Source organism: Streptomyces sp. AK010 (assembly GCF_014207295.1).
GTDB classification, from domain to species: Bacteria; Actinomycetota; Actinomycetes; order Streptomycetales; family Streptomycetaceae; genus Streptomyces; species Streptomyces massasporeus.
In genome coordinates this window covers 112727-128867 of record NZ_JACHCX010000006.1, presented here as the reverse complement: position 1 = coordinate 128867, position 16141 = coordinate 112727, and the positions used below count along the sequence as shown (strand labels likewise).

General features: G+C 71.1%; 14 protein-coding genes. 9 read left to right on the top strand and 5 right to left on the bottom strand.

Features of this window, described 5'->3' with window-relative positions:
* Positions 1-372 precede the first annotated feature (372 nt).
* The 5 genes from HDC93_RS13960 to HDC93_RS13940 all read left to right on the top strand — a co-directional run bounded on the left by HDC93_RS13960 (position 373) and on the right by HDC93_RS13940 (position 7029).
* A complete protein-coding gene (locus HDC93_RS13960) occupies positions 373-1263 on the top strand; it encodes a xanthine dehydrogenase family protein subunit M (protein WP_185010639.1) in 891 nt (296 codons plus the stop codon).
* Positions 1263-1871 (top strand): (2Fe-2S)-binding protein, encoded by a 609-nt coding sequence (locus HDC93_RS13955; protein WP_185010637.1) that lies wholly within the window; start codon positions 1263-1265, stop codon positions 1869-1871. Before HDC93_RS13960 ends, HDC93_RS13955 begins: the two co-directional genes overlap by 1 nt.
* 2 nt (positions 1872-1873) lie before the next feature.
* Positions 1874-4273: a xanthine dehydrogenase family protein molybdopterin-binding subunit gene (locus tag HDC93_RS13950; RefSeq protein WP_185010635.1), complete on the top strand. Its 2400-nt coding sequence runs from the start codon at positions 1874-1876 to the stop codon at positions 4271-4273.
* Positions 4274-4382: 109 nt separating this feature from the next.
* The gene (locus tag HDC93_RS13945; protein ID WP_185010633.1) at positions 4383-5840 is read left to right on the top strand and encodes an NCS2 family permease; all 1458 of its coding nucleotides are present in this window, start codon (positions 4383-4385) and stop codon (positions 5838-5840) included.
* A gap of 37 nt (positions 5841-5877) precedes the next feature.
* Complete coding sequence (locus HDC93_RS13940) at positions 5878-7029, top strand: XdhC/CoxI family protein (protein ID WP_185010631.1); 1152 nt, start codon at positions 5878-5880, stop codon at positions 7027-7029.
* 33 nt (positions 7030-7062) lie between these two features.
* On the opposite strand, the gene HDC93_RS13935 is transcribed toward HDC93_RS13940, so the two are convergent.
* A complete protein-coding gene (locus tag HDC93_RS13935; protein WP_185010629.1) occupies positions 7063-7503 on the bottom strand; it encodes an SRPBCC family protein in 441 nt (146 codons plus the stop codon).
* Here HDC93_RS13935 and HDC93_RS13930 point away from each other — a divergent pair.
* Positions 7423-7794, top strand: coding sequence for an HAD hydrolase-like protein (locus HDC93_RS13930; protein ID WP_185010627.1), 372 nt, complete (start codon positions 7423-7425; stop codon positions 7792-7794). The two genes, HDC93_RS13935 and HDC93_RS13930, sit on opposite strands and share 81 nt — an antisense overlap.
* Before the next feature lie 9 nt (positions 7795-7803).
* On the opposite strand, the gene HDC93_RS13925 is transcribed toward HDC93_RS13930, so the two are convergent.
* The 3 genes from HDC93_RS13925 to HDC93_RS13915 form a co-directional block, all read right to left on the bottom strand.
* Entirely contained in the window at positions 7804-8124 is a 321-nt protein-coding gene (locus HDC93_RS13925) for a DUF3040 domain-containing protein (RefSeq protein WP_142158080.1), read from the bottom strand.
* Between the two features lie 103 nt (positions 8125-8227).
* Positions 8228-9154 carry a polysaccharide pyruvyl transferase family protein gene (locus HDC93_RS13920; RefSeq protein ID WP_185010625.1) on the bottom strand — a complete coding sequence of 309 codons (927 nt, stop codon included), beginning with the start codon at positions 9152-9154 and terminating at the stop codon, positions 8228-8230.
* Between the two features lie 61 nt (positions 9155-9215).
* Entirely contained in the window at positions 9216-10658 is a 1443-nt protein-coding gene (locus HDC93_RS13915; protein ID WP_185010623.1) for a family 43 glycosylhydrolase, read from the bottom strand.
* A gap of 458 nt (positions 10659-11116) precedes the next feature.
* Between HDC93_RS13915 and HDC93_RS13910 the strand changes: the two genes are divergently transcribed.
* Positions 11117-11266, top strand: a complete 150-nt coding sequence (locus tag HDC93_RS13910; RefSeq protein WP_185010621.1) for a hypothetical protein — start codon at positions 11117-11119, stop codon at positions 11264-11266.
* A gap of 9 nt (positions 11267-11275) precedes the next feature.
* Here the strand turns inward: HDC93_RS13910 and HDC93_RS13905 are convergent, their stop codons facing one another.
* Positions 11276-12805 carry an MFS transporter gene (locus HDC93_RS13905; RefSeq protein ID WP_185011055.1) on the bottom strand — a complete coding sequence of 510 codons (1530 nt, stop codon included), beginning with the start codon at positions 12803-12805 and terminating at the stop codon, positions 11276-11278.
* Positions 12806-13104: 299 nt separating this feature from the next.
* Between HDC93_RS13905 and HDC93_RS13900 the strand changes: the two genes are divergently transcribed.
* Together HDC93_RS13900 and pntB are read left to right on the top strand one after the other, a co-directional pair.
* Positions 13105-14661: a Re/Si-specific NAD(P)(+) transhydrogenase subunit alpha gene (locus tag HDC93_RS13900; RefSeq protein ID WP_185010619.1), complete on the top strand. Its 1557-nt coding sequence runs from the start codon at positions 13105-13107 to the stop codon at positions 14659-14661.
* Between the two features lie 6 nt (positions 14662-14667).
* Positions 14668-16101, top strand: coding sequence for a Re/Si-specific NAD(P)(+) transhydrogenase subunit beta (gene pntB / locus HDC93_RS13895; protein WP_185010616.1), 1434 nt, complete (start codon positions 14668-14670; stop codon positions 16099-16101).
* Positions 16102-16141: the final 40 nt, after the last annotated feature.

Below are 16141 nucleotides of genomic sequence, written 5' to 3'. Positions count from 1 at the left end.
CGCCGCCGTTCTTTGTCTCGAAATCTATGGTGGATCGTGGAGGGCTATGCGGAGAACGCCTGTTCGGTGGGCTGGTGAGCGATGCTCGCCGGCCTCCGGACCGTGTCCCGGCTGTGTTCCAGGTCACGCGGGTGTGTCGCGCGTTTCCACAGGAAAACGAGGAGGTTTCTGAGGACCTCCGTTCATACGAATCTACAAGATGCCTGTCCTGGCCAGCCAACTCCTTCATGGTTTCCGTGACTGACTCGCTTGGCGCAGCGCGCTGTGTACTGAGGCCACTACGCGTCAACAGCACATGAACGAGCCGGGACCGCCGCACACGGATTGGCTCAATCTGAACGCCCCACGAGAAGACGAAGAAGAGAGCCGGTCATGGACTTCCTTCGCCCCGCCAGCTGGGAGGAGGCGCTCGCCGCGAAAGCCGAGCACCCCACAGCTGTGCCGATTGCGGGTGGCACCGACGTGATGGTCGAGATCAACTTCGACCACCGCCGGCCCGAGTACCTCTTGGACCTGAACCGCATCGGCGACCTCTCCGAGTGGGAGGTCGGCGAGGACAGCGTGCGGCTCGGTGCCTCCGTGCCGTACACGAAGATCATGGAGAACCTGCGCGGCGAGCTGCCGGGTCTCGCCCTCGCCTCGCACACGGTCGCCTCCCCGCAGATCCGCAACCGCGGCGGTGTCGGCGGCAACCTCGGCACCGCCTCCCCGGCCGGTGACGCCCACCCCGCCCTGCTCGCCGCGGGCGCCGAGGTGGAGGTCGAGTCGGTGCGCGGCTCGCGCCGCATCCCGATCGACGAGTTCTACACCGGCGTGAAGCGCAACGCGCTGGCGGCCGACGAGCTGATCCGCGCCGTGCACGTGAAGAAGGCGGACGGGCCGCAGCAGTTCTCCAAGGTGGGCACCAGGAACGCGATGGTCATCGCCGTGTGCGCCTTCGGGCTCGCGCTGCACCCCGAGACGCGGACCGTGCGGACCGGCATCGGTTCGGCCGCCCCGACACCCGTCCGGGCCAGGGCCGCCGAGGAGTTCCTGAACGCCGCGCTGGAGGAGGGCGGCTTCTGGGACAACGGGCAGATCGTCACCCCGTCGGTCGCCAAGCAGTTCGCGGACCTGTGCTCGGCCGCCTGCAACCCGATCGACGACGTCCGGGGCACCGCGAGCTACCGCCGCCACGCGGTCGGCGTCATGGCCCGCCGCACCCTGACCTGGACCTGGGAGTCCTACCGCGGCACCCGCCGCCTCACCGAGGGAGCTGCGTGATGCGTGTCAACTTCACGGTCAACGGCCGTCAGCAGGAAGCCGACGACGTGTGGGAAGGCGAGTCCCTGCTGTACGTGCTGAGGGAGCGCATGGGCCTTCCCGGGTCGAAGAACGCCTGCGAGCAGGGCGAGTGCGGCTCGTGCACGGTCCGATTGGACGGTGTGCCGGTGTGTGCGTGCCTGGTTGCCGCCGGGCAGGTGGAGGGCCGCGAGGTCGTCACCGTCGAGGGCCTCGCCGACTTCGCCAGGCAGCGCGCCGAGGGCGGCTGCGCCTCCGGCGCCTGCGGTACGTCCCTGCAGAACGCCCAGCTGGGGGTCCCCCCGGGCGAAGCCCGGGGGAGGGAGGCCAAGGGCACCGACTCGCAGACCGGCGAGGGCACCGAACTGTCCGCCATCCAGCAGGCGTTCATCGACGCCGGCGCCGTCCAGTGCGGCTTCTGCACTCCCGGCCTGCTGGTCGCGGCCGACGAGATGCTGGAGCGCAATCCGACCCCGACCGACGCGGACATCCGCGAGGCCCTGTCGGGCAACCTGTGCCGCTGCACCGGCTACGAGAAGATCATGGACGCGGTCCGCCTCGCGGCCGCCAGGCAGTCAGAGGCGGTCTGATCATGGCTTCCCCCAGTGGCACCCCCACGAAGATCACCCAGGGCTCCCAGACCAAGGGCGGGATCGGCGAGTCCACGCTGCGCCCCGACGGCACCCTCAAGGTCACCGGCGAGTTCGCGTACTCGTCCGACATGTGGCACGAGGACATGCTGTGGGGGCAGATCCTCCGCTCGACCGTCGCGCACGCCGAGATCGTGTCCATCGACACGGGCGAGGCCCTGGCCATGCCGGGCGTCTACGCCGTCCTGACGTACGACGACCTGCCCACCGACGTGAAGAACTACGGCCTGGAGATCCAGGACACCCCCGTCCTCGCCCACGGCAAGGTCCGCCACCACGGCGAGCCGGTCGCCCTCGTCGCCGCCGACCACCCGGAGACCGCGCGCCGGGCCGCCGCGAAGATCAAGGTCGACTACCGCGAACTGCCCGTCATCACCGACGAGGCCTCCGCGACCGCCCCGGACGCACTTCTCGTCCACGAGAACCGCGACGACCACCACGCCGGTCACGTCCCGCACCCCAACATCGTGCACCGTCAGCCGATCGTCCGTGGGGACGTCACGGCCGCCCGGGAGCGGGCCGACGTCATCGTCGAGGGCGAGTACACCTTCGGCATGCAGGACCAGGCCTTCCTCGGCCCCGAGTCCGGCCTCGCCGTGCCGGAGGAGGACGGCGGCGTCCACCTCTACATCGCCACCCAGTGGCTGCACAGCGACCTGCGCCAGATCGCGCCCGTGCTCGGCCTGCCCGAGGACAAGGTGCGGATGACGCTCTCCGGCGTCGGCGGCGCCTTCGGCGGCCGCGAGGACCTGTCGATGCAGATCCACGCCTGCCTGCTGGCCCTGCGCACCGGCAAGCCCGTCAAGATCGTCTACAACCGGTTCGAGTCGTTCTTCGGGCACGTCCACCGCCACCCCGCGAAGCTGTACTACGAGCACGGCGCCACCAAGGACGGCAAGCTCACCCACCTGAAGTGCCGGATCGTGCTGGACGGCGGCGCCTACGCCTCCGCCTCCCCGGCGGTCGTCGGCAACGCCTCCTCCCTGTCCGTCGGCCCGTACGTGGTCGAGGACGTGGACATCGAGGCCATCGCCCTCTACACCAACAACCCGCCCTGCGGCGCGATGCGCGGCTTCGGCGCGGTCCAGGCGTGCTTCGCCTACGAGGCGCAGATGGACAAGCTCGCCGCGAAGCTCGGCATGGACCCGGTGGAGTTCCGCCGGCTCAACGCCATGGAGCAGGGCACCCTCCTGCCGACCGGGCAGCCCGTCGACTCCCCGGCCCCCGTCGCCGAACTGCTGCGCCGCGTCAAGGCGATGCCGATGCCGCCGGAGCGCCAGTGGGAGTCCAGCGAGGGCGCCGACGTACGGCAGTTGCCGGGCGGTCTGTCCAACACCACGCACGGCGAGGGCGTCGTCCGCGGGGTCGGCTACGCGGTCGGCATCAAGAACGTCGGCTTCTCCGAGGGGTTCGACGACTACTCCACCGCCAAGGTCCGCATGGAGGTCGTCGCCGGCGAGCCCGTCGCCACCGTGCACACCGCCATGGCGGAGGTCGGCCAGGGCGGCGTGACCGTCCACGCGCAGATCGCCCGCACCGAGCTGGGCGTCACGCAGGTGACGATCCACCCGGCCGACACCCAGGTGGGCAGCGCCGGTTCGACGTCGGCCTCCCGGCAGACCTACGTCACCGGCGGCGCGGTGAAGAACTCCTGCGAGCTGGTCCGCGAGAAGGTCCTGGAGATCGGGCGCCGCAAGTTCGGCTCCTACCACCCGGCCTGGGCGACGGCCGAGCTGCTCCTGGAGGGCGGCAAGGTCGTCACCGACGGCGGTGAGGTCCTCGGCGACCTGGCCGACGTGCTGGAGGGCGAGACCGTGGAGGTCGAGGCGGAGTGGCGGCACCGGCCGACCGAGCCCTTCGACCTGCGCACCGGGCAGGGCAACGGGCACGTGCAGTACTCCTTCGCCGCGCACCGGGCCGTCGTCGAGGTCGACACCGAACTCGGCCTGGTGAAGGTCATCGAGCTGGCCTGCGCCCAGGACGTCGGCAAGGCGCTCAACCCGCTGTCGGTGCTCGGCCAGATCCAGGGCGGCACCACACAGGGTCTGGGCGTGGCCGTCATGGAGGAGATCGTCGTCGACCCGAAGACGGCGAAGGTCAAGAACCCCTCCTTCACCGACTACCTGATCCCGACCATCCTCGACACGCCGACCATCCCGGTCGACGTCCTCGAACTCGCCGACGAGCACGCCCCGTACGGGCTGCGCGGCATCGGTGAGGCACCGACCCTGTCGTCGACCCCGGCCGTCCTCGCGGCGATCCGGAACGCGACCGGGCTCGAGCTGAACCGGACTCCGGTGAGGCCCGAGCACCTGACGGGCACCCAGCTCTCCGAGGGCTGAGCAGTCACGCCCCCTGGGGGCTTCGTCCCCCAGGGCCCCTTGTTCGTCTCGGGCCGTCCCCCGGGTCGTGAACATCCCAACCCCCTTTGAAACTTGGGAGACGGCACCCATGACCCAGCAATCACTGGAGCCGAGGGCCACGGCCGACGACGCGGGCGAAGGCACCCGCGTCCCGGCCGGACGGTCCTGGCTCGACCGGTACTTCCACATATCCCACAGAGGGTCCACGGTCGCCCGTGAAGTGCGCGGCGGCATCACGACCTTCATGGCGATGGCGTACATCCTGCTGCTCAACCCCCTGATCCTGTCCGGCAAGGACGCGGCCGGGGCCACCCTCGCCCAGCCGGCCCTCATCACCGCGACCGCTTTCGCGGCGGCCTTCACCACCCTGCTGATGGGCCTCGTCGGCAAGGTCCCCCTGGCCCTCGCCGCCGGCCTGTCCGTCTCCGGAGTCCTCGCCTCCCAGGTCGCACCCGAGATGACCTGGCCGCAGGCGATGGGCATGTGCGTGATGTACGGCGTGGTCATCATGCTGCTGGTCGTCACCGGCCTGCGCGAGATGATCATGAACGCGATTCCGCTCGCGCTCAAGCACGGCATCACCATGGGCATCGGCCTGTTCATCGCCCTCATCGGTTTCTACAAGTCGGGCTTCGTGCACCAGGGCAAGGCCACGCCCCTCGCACTCGGCCCGGCGGGCGAACTGGCCGGCTGGCCCGTGCTGCTGTTCGCCGGGACCCTGCTGCTGATCTTCATGCTCCAGGCCCGGAACATCCCGGGCGCCATCCTCGTCGGCATCGTCAGCGGCACGGTCGTCGCGGCGGTCCTGAACGCGGCGGGCGTCATCGACCCCCGGCAGTGGTCGGGTGGCGCACCCGAACTGCACGGCGGCGCGGTGTCCATGCCCGACTTCTCGCTCTTCGGGGACGTGCGGTTCGGCGGCTGGGGCGAGGTCGGCGCGATGACGGTCGGGATGATCGTCTTCACGCTGGTGCTCGCCGGGTTCTTCGACGCGATGGCCACCATCATCGGCGTCGGCACCGAGGCCAAGCTCGCCGACGACAAGGGCCGCATGCCGGGCCTGTCCAAGGCGCTGTTCATCGACGGGGCCGGCGGCGCGATCGGAGGCGTGTCCGGCGGTTCCGGCCAGACGGTGTTCATCGAGTCGGCCACGGGGGTCGGCGAGGGCGCCCGCACCGGTCTGGCCTCCGTGGTCACGGGCCTGTTCTTCGCGGCCTGCCTGTTCTTCACCCCGCTCACGGCGATCGTGCCGTCGGAGGTCGCGGCCGCCGCCCTGGTCGTCATCGGCGCCATGATGCTGATGAACGCCCGGCACGTGGACTGGGCCGACCGGGCCACCGCCATCCCGGTGTTCCTCACGGTCGTGCTGATGCCGTTCACGTACACCATCACCACCGGTGTCGCGGCGGGCGTCATCTCCTACGTCGCCATCAAGACCGCGCAGGGCAAGGGGCGCGAGATCGGCGCCTTCATGTGGATCCTCACGGCGGTGTTCGTCGTCTACTTCGCCCTCAACCCGATCGAGAGCTGGCTGGGCGTCCACTGACGCCCCGTCCGCCGCAACCCCGAGGAGACCGAGACAGATGCTGGACATCGCCGAGGAGCTGAACCGGTGGGTCGAGCAGGGCCGTGACTTCGCCGTGGCCACCGTGGTGGCCGTCGGCGGCAGCGCGCCCCGCGGGCCCGGCGCCGCGCTCGCGGTGGACACCGAGGGCACGGCGATCGGCTCGGTCTCCGGCGGCTGCGTCGAGGGCGCGGTCTACGAACTGTGCGAACAGGCGCTGCGGGACGGAGAAACCGTCCTGGAGCGCTTCGGGTACAGCGACGACGACGCTTTTGCCGTGGGCCTGACCTGCGGCGGCGTCATCGACATCCTGGTCACGCCGGTACGGGCCGCCGATCCGGTCCGCCCGGTGGTCGAGGCCGCGCTCACCGCCGCCGTACTGGGGGAGGCGGCGGCGGTGGCGCGGATCGTGTCGGGCCCGCGCGAACTGACGGGCCGGGCCCTCGTGGTCCGCCCCGACGGCTCCCGCGAGGGCGGCTTCGGCGCCCACCCGGAACTGGACCGCACGGTCGCCGCCGAGGCCGGCGCCTTCCTGGACGCCGGGCGCACCGGCACCCTGGAGATCGGCGAGCAGGGCTCTCGCTGCGGAGCGCCCCTCACGGTCCTGGTCGAGTCCTCGGTCCCGGCACCCCGCATGATCGTCTTCGGGGCGATCGACTTCGCCTCCGCTCTGGTCCGCATGGGCAAGTTCCTCGGCTACCACGTCACCGTGTGCGACGCCCGCCCCGTCTTCGCGACCCGGACGCGCTTCCCGGACGCCGACGAGATCGTCGTCGAGTGGCCCCACCGCTACCTGGAACGCACGGACGTCGACGCCCGTACGGTGTTGTGCGTCCTCACCCACGACGCCAAGTTCGACGTGCCCCTGCTGCGGCTGGCGCTGCGCCTGCCGGTGGCGTACGTCGGTGCCATGGGCTCCCGGCGCACCCACCTGGACCGCAACGCCCGCCTGCGTGAAGTGGGCGTCACCGAACTGGAGTTGAGTCGGCTGCGCTCGCCGATCGGCCTGGACCTCGGGGCCCGGACGCCCGAGGAGACGGCCCTGTCGATCGCGTCGGAGATCGTCGCCGGGAAGCGCGGCGGCAGCGGGGTCTCGCTGACCGGGGCGCACACGCCGATCCACCACGAGCCGGAGTCGAAGGCGGTCGGGCGGATCGGGTCGGTGGCCTGAGGTCCCGGGAACCGTCCCGGCCGCGGCGGCTCGTCAGGGCTGTCTGAGCAGGCGGTTCAGGGCCCGGCCGAACACGTACCGCGACGAGCCCCGCACCACGCCGTCGAAGAGCGACGGCAGGAACCGGATCCGGATCTCCTCCCGCCAGATCACCCGCGTACGGCCCCCCGGCCCCGGCCGTACTTCGAGTTCGGCCCACCCGAGCACCACACGGCCCCGCTTCTCCAGCCGGCACACCCCCGCGGTCCCGTCCTCCGGCGGCTGCCACACCGTGACCTCCATCGGGTCGTCGAAGACCAGCGGCCCGGCGCCCGAGCGGGCCACGACGAGCGATCCCTCACGCGTCGGGCCGGGCGGCTCCACCCTGACCACCGTCAACGGGACCGCCTCGCCGTGTCGCGGCCACCGTGTGATCCGCCGCCACGCCTCGTCGAGGGGGAGCGGGACGGTGCGTTCGAGCAGGAAGTTCGCCACCCCCCGATCGTAGGGAACCGGCGGGGAGTTATCGGCCGGATCTGCACCGGGCCCGCCGAACTCGTCGTGGTCGGCTCCACCGCCGCCGGCGCGGAGGCCGCGCGCCGGGCGGGCGCCCACGACATCCTCGTCCCGAACGGGCACACCCGCCCCGCGGAGACCGTCCGGGCCGACCACGTCGCCCCGGACCTGCTCACCGCCGTCCGCGCGGTGCTGGACGGACCGCCGAAGGGCCGTGTCCTCGCCGACGAACGCCCCATCCGGGAGGCGTTCACGGCCGACCCGGAGTGAAGGGGTGGCTCAGCTTCCGCACCACCGGCACATCAGCCGGAACGCGGCGAACATCGTCAGGGGCCATATCGCGGCGAACGCCCAGATCACACCCGGCTCGGACGTGACGATCCCGGCGACCATCAGCCCGGCCGACACCGCGACCAGGACCGCCACGGTCCAGACGCGGGGGCGGTAGGCGGCAAGGCGGGCCAGGACGCGGGCGGGGTCGGGGCGGCGGCTCACCCGGTGGGTGCGCAGCTTGCGGTCGAGGCGGCGGTCGCGGCGCAGCGCGCGTTCCATCTCGTCGAGGATGCGCTGCTCGTTCTCGGGAAGTCTGCCGATGGACACGCTCTCTCCTTCCGGGCAGCCGGACCGTCTCTCCTTCGGGGGGACGTGCGGCGGGGGAAGTACGGCGGGGACGTACAAGCGGGTGCCCCGTGGGGCCTCCGCGCTAACCGGGCACGGGCCGTGCCAGCGCCTCGACGAGCCGGTCCGCGCTGTCCGGCACGGTGCCCTCGCGGAACCCGTCACGGATCTGCCGCGCGGCCACCCTGCCGCCGGTCAGGCACCAGTCCCACCAGCGGTCCAACTGGCGCACGTCCAGCCGCTCGGCGGGCACCAGCGCCGGCCAGCCGCAGGCACGGGCCTGCGCGGTCAGTTTGGCACCGCCCGCGACCGGGTCGACGGCCAGCACCGGTGTCCCGACCCGCAGCGCGATCACCAGCCCGTGCAGCCGGTCGGTGACGACGAGGTCCAGCCGGGCCAGCACGGACTGCAGCTGTGCGGGCGTCGCGCTCAGGTGCCAGTCGTGCGTGTCCAGCCGGGTCTCCAGCTCCAGGCGGCCGCAGTCCTTCGCCGCCAGCCAGCGCGTCACCTTCTCGGCGACCTGCCCGTGCCGCCGCAGCTGCCCGTACTCGTGCTGCCCGTGCGCGAGGATCACCCCGACGACGGGCCGCGCCGGTACGTCCGGGGCGCGGGCCGCGAGGTCCTCCACCGGCTCGCTGTCCGGCCCGTCCCGGGGCAGCACCCGGTGGAAGCCGGTCACCGCCGAGCTGCCGGGGTCGATCACGGAGGTGCCGACGGCGATCCGCACGCAGTGCGCGAACCGCCGGTGCAGCTCCTCCACCTGCGGCCCGTGCAGCGGGCCGCACACGAACACCAGGTGGGTGTAGTCCTCGGGCCAGAGCCGGTCCAGGTGCAGCGCCTCCGGACGGAAACGGGGACTCCAGGCGACGTCGTAGGGGATGCCCGTCCCCCGCATGACGTCCTCCACCCGGCGCAGGGCCAGCACGTCCCCGGCGGTCGCCTCCCTGCCCCGGAAGCTGAACCACCCGGTGAGCAGCACCCTGCGCGGTCGCTTGCCCTCTTGTGTGTGCACATGCCCTGAGTGCCCGTCCCTCGGCAGGATATTCAGGGCATTACACGCATTTACCGTGCTGTCACTGGGCGTGGAAGGTGGCGTCCGCCCGGTCGCTCGCGGTGCTCACCGCCTGCAGATTCAGCAGGTACTCCCAGTGGCGGACGTATCGCCCCGGGTAGTTGGAGGACTCGTACGACACCCCGGCCGGGTCCGCAAGTCCGGCCCGCTGCCAGAAGGTCGCGTCGTTCGCGAACCGCGTGCTGCCGTCGTGCTTCTCCAGCCACACCTCGAAGTTCTTGTGCCGCAGGTAGAAGCCGGGGAAGTTGGCCGACTCCAGGGAGACGGTCCCGCTGCCGGCGAGGCCCGGCACCACGCGGAACTGCGAGTCGGCGAGCTTGGTGACACCGGCCTCGATCCGCGCCCGGTAGTCGTAGTGGCGCACGAAGCGGTCCGGGAAGTTGTACGAGGAGAAGCGCTGCGGAGTGACCCCGTCCGCCACGGGGATCCCGAAGTTCGGGGTGCCGTCGGCGTTCCAGTAGACCTTCTGCACGCGGGTGCGGCGGTTGGGGTCGTCGAGCGGGTCGCCGCTGATGTCCTTGTAGCCGCGGTCGTGGTAGACGAGGATGTCGCTCTTTCCGTCCTCGGAGACGGTGAAGGAGTTGTGCCCCGGACCGTACTGGCCGGTCGCAGCGCTGCTCGTGAACACCGGGGTGGCGCTCTTGCTCCACGACGCCTGGCTGAGCAGGTTCGCGCTCGCGGAGGCGGTGAGCATGCCCAGGCAGTAGTTGGCGTCGGTGGCGCTCGCGGAGTACGTCAGGAACACCTTGCCGCCGTGCTGGATGACGGCCGGGCCCTCGTTGACCTTGTAGCCGACGGTCTCCCAGGAGTGGGTGGGCCGCGACAGCATCACCGGAGTGCCGGTGATGGTCCAGGGGTTGGCCATCTTCGCGAGGTAGACGTCGGTGTTGTTGTTCACCGACGGGTCGCGCTGCGCCCAGGCCAGATAGCGCACGCCGTTCACGACGAACGTCGTGGCGTCCAGGGAGAAGCTCTCCCACTGGGTCCTGATCTGCCCCTTCTCGGTCCAGGCGGCGGTGAGCGGGTCGGCGCCCGTGCCCTCCAGGACGTACATCCGGATCGCCCACACGTCGTCGGTGGCGCCGGCGGCGAAGTACACGTACCACTTGCCGTCGATGAAGTGGATCTCCGGTGCCCAGATGTGGGCACCCATCACACCGCTGGTGTGCTTGGTCCAGATGGTCGTCTCGGGGGCCGACTTCAGCCCCTGGATGGTGGTCGCCCGGCGCAGCACGATGCGGTCGTACTCGGGGACGGTCGCGGTGAAGTAGTAGTAGCCGTCGGCGTGTTTGACGATGTGCGGGTCGGCCCGCTTCTCCGCGATCGGGTTGGTGTGGGTGACGGCGGGGGAGTCGGGCGCGGCGGCCTGCGCGGGCGCGCCCGTCAGACAGGTCGCGAGGGTCACGAGGACGGCCAGGAGCAGCCGTACGGGCACACGTCTCAAGGGATTTCCTGTCCGTTATTTCGAACGCAGTTCGTGTTCTCGGTCGTCAAGTGGGTCAGAAGATAGGGCGGGCTCCTGCCGTCGTCAACGGTCCGGGCGATGGTGCGCGGTCGTAGGCTGGCCGTATGGCTCGTACGGCTGGGGAGTCGCCCGTCGTGCTCACGATGCGGCCCTCGGTGCCCGCACCCGGGGCGGTGATCGGTGCGATGGGCTGTGTCGAGGCGCGGTTCGCGCACTCCGCCGAGCCGGCCCTGCCCACCGGCGGGGCGCAGCTGCTGGTGAACCCGGAGGGGGACGCCCTGTCCTCGTCGCCGGGGCGGCGTCGCGATCGCGGTCAAGGACGCCGACACCGCCGACCCGGCGCCGCCGTCCCTCGGCGGCGGCACGGTGATCATGGCGCTCGACGTGCCCGACGCCGACGCCGTGGCCGTGGCCATGCTGGGGGGGGCGGGGCGACGGTGGTGTACCCCGTCGCCGACCAGCACTACGGGCAGCGCGGGGGCCGCCTCGCCGACTCGTTCGGCCACCTCTGGAGGATCTCGCAGACCAGCGAGGACCTGACGCCGCAGCAGATCCAGGAGCGCACGGACGAGTCGTCCGCCTCCTGACGGGCGGCGTCAGTGGGCCTGGGTGGCCGGCTCCTCCACCTTCGCGTTCCCGTCCGCCTTGCCGCCCGGGTGCCGCAGGGCGCACAGGAAGCCGATGCCCAGGGCGATGGCCATGCCGTAGAACACCCACTGGTTCGCCTCGGCGAAGTCCATGCGGATCGCGGACATCGCGTCCCGGGTCGCCTCGGCCGCGGGGCCGGTGCCGGTGGGCGGCCGGGCGTCGCCGTTGCCCATGACCGATTCGGTGACGTCGCGCGCCGTGCTCTCCGCCGTCCCGGCGGGCACGCCGCGGGACTCCAGGGTGCCCGTGACGTTGTCGGTCGTGACATGCGTCAGGATCGTGCCGTAGATCGCCATGCCCACGCTGGCCGCGAAGTTGCGCACGGTCTGGGTGATGCCGGTGACCTCGCCGTAGGAGGTGCCGATGGCCCGGTTCACGGCGTCCGTCGACGCCGGCGCCAGGATGAAACCGATACCGGCCCCGGCGAGCGCCGCGTAGAGCCACTGGTCGTGCATGGTCAGGTTGGTGAGTTCGCCCGCCCAGAGCGCGAACCCGACGGCGCCCACCACCCCGCCCATTTTCAGCGCGGGCCTGGCGCCCTTCTTGTCGAGGATCCGGCCGCCCCACTGGGAGGCGATCGCGAAGCCCACGAAGATGTACAGCAGGAACAGCGCCGCCTGGTTCGGCGAGGCGCTCAGCGACACCTGGGCGTAGACGGAGGCGAAGAAGAACAGCGGGACGAACGCGAGCATCGCGAAGAACAACACCAGCGCGTCCACGCTGAACGCCTTGTCGCGGAAGACCCGCAGATCGATCAGCGGATGCTCCACCCCGCGCTCGAAGCGCACGAACCCGGCCAGCACCGCCAGGCCGCCCGCGATGCACACCCAGGTCGCCCAGCTGTCCCAGCCCCAGGACCATGCCTGCTGGAAGCCGAGCACGCTCAGCCCCATACCGGCCGCGATCAGGACTGCGCCCGGGACGTCCAGGGTGCCGGACCGCCGCCGGTCGGAGATGTGCGCCATCGCCGTGAGGACCAGCGCCACGATCGCCACGGGCACGTTGACCCAGAACACGGCCCGCCAGGTCCAGTTCGTCAGCCAGCCGCCCAACAGCGGGCCGATGGCGGTCAGCGCGCCGGTGACCCCGAAGAAGAGGGCGAGGGCACGCCCCCGCCGCTCGACCGGGAACACCGCCACCACCACGGCCAGGGCCGCCGGGAACAGCAGTGCCGCCCCGAATCCCTGGGTGCCGCGGAAGACGATCAGCCAGGCCTGCGCCGCGCCGCCCGCGGGGACGCAACCGCACAGCACCGACGACACGACGAACACCAGCGTGCCGATGACGACGACCCGGCGCGGCCCGTAGAGGTCCGCGAGACGGCCGCCCAGGGCGAAGAACGCGGCGAGGGCCAGCAGATAGGCGTTGACCACCCACTGCATGCCGGAGGACGACAGCCCCAGTTCGCGGACGATGTCCGGAGCCGCGATCGACACGATGGTCTGATCGATGAAGGTCATGGCGACGGCGAACATCATCGCCGCCAGCGCGACACTCTGATGCGGTGCGGAGGGGGAAGGGGTCGCGGCCTCGCCGCGCCCCGGGCGCGTGCTAGTCACGACAACAGTCTGCGCCCGGCCGTGTCGCGTCGCATCACAGGACTTTTCCGCCCCGCGCGGCACACTGATACCCCCGAACACGCCGTTCGGCAACCCCTCGGAGGTGTGAGGACGACCTCCTCGGCCATGTGACGACGGTCCGCCACGGATGCCGCGTCGAACGTGCAGGATGCGGGCACCAAGGAGGACAGGCAGTCGAACGACGGGAGAGGCAGACGATGGTCCCAGCGGAACCGCAACCCCAGGGGATCGGCATACCGGCCGAATCCACTGCGGGCGAGACCAGGGTGGCGGCGACGCCGGCCACCGTGGGGAGACTCGTCGCGCTCGGGTACGACGTGACGGTCGAACCGGGAGCGGGAGCCTCGTCCCGCTTCTCCGACGCGGCCTACGAGGAGGCCGGAGCCCGGCTCGGCGACCCGTGGCAGGCGGACATCCTGCTGAAGGTCAACGCCCCCTCGAGCGAGGAGATCGGCCGGCTGCGCGACGGGGCGACGCTGATCGCGCTGATCAGCCCGGCCCTCAACCCCGAACTGGTCGAGGAACTGGCACGCCGTCCGATCACCGTGCTCGCCATGGACGCCGTGCCGCGGATCTCGCGCGCGCAGTCCCTGGACGTCCTCAGCTCGATGGCGAACATCGCCGGGTACCGTGCCGTGGTCGAGGCCGCGCACGCCTTCGGGCGCTTCTTCACCGGCCAGGTCACCGCCGCCGGCAAGGTGCCGCCCGCCAAGGTGCTGGTGGCCGGGGCCGGAGTGGCGGGACTCGCGGCGGTCGGCGCGGCCCGCAGCCTGGGCGCGGTCGTCCGCGCCACCGACCCGCGGCCCGAAGTGGCCGAGCAGGTGCGGTCCCTGGGCGGCGAGTTCCTGGCGGTGACCGCCGAGCAGGAGGTGAGCACCGACGGCTACGCCAAGGCCACCTCGGACGACTACAACAGGCTCGCCGCGCAGTTGTACGCCGAGCAGGCCGCCGACGTCGACATCATCATCACGACCGCCCTCATCCCGGGCCGCCCGGCGCCGAGGCTGATCACCGCCGAGGACGTGGCGCGCATGAAGCCCGGCAGCGTGATCGTCGACATGGCGGCCTCCCAGGGCGGCAACGTCGAGGGCACGGTCGCCGGGAAGGCCGTCGTCACCGACAACGACGTGACGATCATCGGCTACACCGACCTGCCCGGCCGGCTCCCCGCCCAGGCCTCGCAGTTGTACGGCACGAACATCGTCAACCTGCTGAAGCTGCTCACGCCCGGCAAGGACGGCCGGCTCGTCCTCGACTTCGACGACGTGGTGCAGCGCTCGATCACCGTGGTCCGCGAGGGCGAGAAGACCTGGCCGCCGCCCCCGGTCCAGGTGTCCGCCGCACCCGCTCCGGGCGCGGCGAAGGAGCCGGAACCCGCCCCTGCCGAGACACCGGCGAAGTCCGCCCGCCCGGCCTGGTCCTCCTACGCCCTGGTCGGCGTGGGAGCACTCGCGCTGTTCCTGGTGACGGCCCTCTCGCCGAGCGAACTCCTCGGCCACTTCACGGTGTTCGTCCTGGCGATCGTGATCGGCTTCTACGTCATCGGCAATGTGCACCACGCGCTGCACACCCCGCTGATGTCGGTCACCAACGCCATCTCCGGCATCGTCGTGGTCGGCGCGCTGCTGCAGATCGGACACGGGGACACCGCCGTCACCGTGCTGTCGTTCGCCGCGATCCTGCTGGCGAGCATCAACATCTTCGGCGGATTCGCCGTGACCCGCCGCATGCTCGGCATGTTCTCGAAGGGCTGATCAGGGATGACCACAGACACGGCCGCCCAGGCCGCCTACGTCGTCGCGGCGCTGCTGTTCATCCTCAGCCTCGCCGGCCTCTCCCAGCACAAGACGTCCCGGTCGGGAGTCGTCTGGGGCATCGCGGGCATGGTCGTCGCCCTGGCCGCCACGGTCGGGCTCGCCTCCCGCAGCATCACCGCGAGCGGCCTCGTGCTGATCGTCGTCGCCACGGCCCTCGGCGCGGGCATCGGCCTGTGGCGGGCCCGGGTGGTGGAGATGACCGGCATGCCGGAGCTGATCGCCATCATGCACAGCCTCGTGGGCCTGGCCGCCGCGTTCGTCGGCTGGAACGGCTACCTCGACGTCGACGCCGAACTCTCGGGCTCGCTGCTGGGCATCCATCACGCCGAGGTGTTCATCGGGGTGTTCATCGGCGCCGTCACCTTCACCGGTTCCGTCGTCGCGTACCTGAAGCTCTCGGCGCGCATCAACTCCCGCCCGCTCACGCTGCCCGGCAAGCACGTCCTCAACATCGGTGCGCTGGTCGCCTTCGTGGGGCTGACCATCGCGTTCGTGGTCCGCCCGGGCATGGGCCTGCTCATCGCGGTCACCGTGATCGCGCTCGCCCTCGGCGCGCACCTGGTCGCCTCGATCGGCGGCGGCGACATGCCGGTGGTGGTCTCCATGCTCAACAGCTACTCCGGCTGGGCCGCCGCCGCTTCGGGCTTCCTGCTCGCCAACAACCTGCTCATCGTCACCGGTGCGCTGGTCGGCTCCTCCGGTGCCTACCTGTCGTACATCATGTGCAAGGCGATGAACCGCTCCTTCATTTCGGTGATCGCGGGCGGCTTCGGGACCCCGGCCGCCGCCGCCGACGACGACGAGCACGGCGAGCACCGGGAGATCAACGCCGAGGAGACCGCCGAACTGCTCCGCGACGCCACCTCGGTCATCATCACGCCCGGTTACGGCATGGCCGTCGCCCAGGCCCAGTACCCGGTCGCCGAGTTGGCGCGCAAGCTGCGCGACCGGGGTGTGGAGGTGCGCTTCGGCATCCACCCCGTCGCGGGCCGGCTGCCCGGGCACATGAACGTGCTGCTCGCCGAGGCCAACGTGCCCTATGACATCGTCCTGGAGATGGACGAGATCAACGACGACTTCGCCGCCACCTCGGTCGTCCTGGTCATCGGCGCCAACGACACGGTCAACCCGGCCGCGACCGACAACCCCTCCAGCCCCATCGCCGGGATGCCGGTCCTGCACGTCTGGGAGGCGGCCAACGTGATCGTCTTCAAGCGCTCCATGGCCGCCGGCTACGCGGGCGTGCAGAACCCGCTGTTCTTCCGCGAGAACACCCAGATGCTGTTCGGCGACGCCAGGCAGCGCGTGGAGGACATCCTGCGCGGTCTGGACTCCCTGGACGCACCGGTCCGGGAGATGGCCGGCACGTCGCGCTGAGCCCGATGCCCCGCCCGATCCTCGGGTTCCAATGAACGTC

What these genes read in the sequence shown, in the direction of transcription:
- HDC93_RS13900 (WP_185010619.1), top strand. Translation starts at nt 13,105, where the DNA reads ATGGTCCCAGCGGAACCGCAACCCCAGGGGATCGGCATACCGGCCGAA.
- HDC93_RS13955 (WP_185010637.1), top strand. Translation starts at nt 1,263, where the DNA reads ATGCGTGTCAACTTCACGGTCAACGGCCGTCAGCAGGAAGCCGACGAC.
- HDC93_RS13905 (WP_185011055.1), bottom strand. Translation starts at nt 12,805, where the DNA reads ATGATGTTCGCCGTCGCCATGACCTTCATCGATCAGACCATCGTGTCG.
- HDC93_RS13960 (WP_185010639.1), top strand. Translation starts at nt 373, where the DNA reads ATGGACTTCCTTCGCCCCGCCAGCTGGGAGGAGGCGCTCGCCGCGAAA.
- pntB (WP_185010616.1), top strand. Translation starts at nt 14,668, where the DNA reads ATGACCACAGACACGGCCGCCCAGGCCGCCTACGTCGTCGCGGCGCTG.
- HDC93_RS13945 (WP_185010633.1), top strand. Translation starts at nt 4,383, where the DNA reads ATGACCCAGCAATCACTGGAGCCGAGGGCCACGGCCGACGACGCGGGC.
- HDC93_RS13950 (WP_185010635.1), top strand. Translation starts at nt 1,874, where the DNA reads ATGGCTTCCCCCAGTGGCACCCCCACGAAGATCACCCAGGGCTCCCAG.
- HDC93_RS13940 (WP_185010631.1), top strand. Translation starts at nt 5,878, where the DNA reads ATGCTGGACATCGCCGAGGAGCTGAACCGGTGGGTCGAGCAGGGCCGT.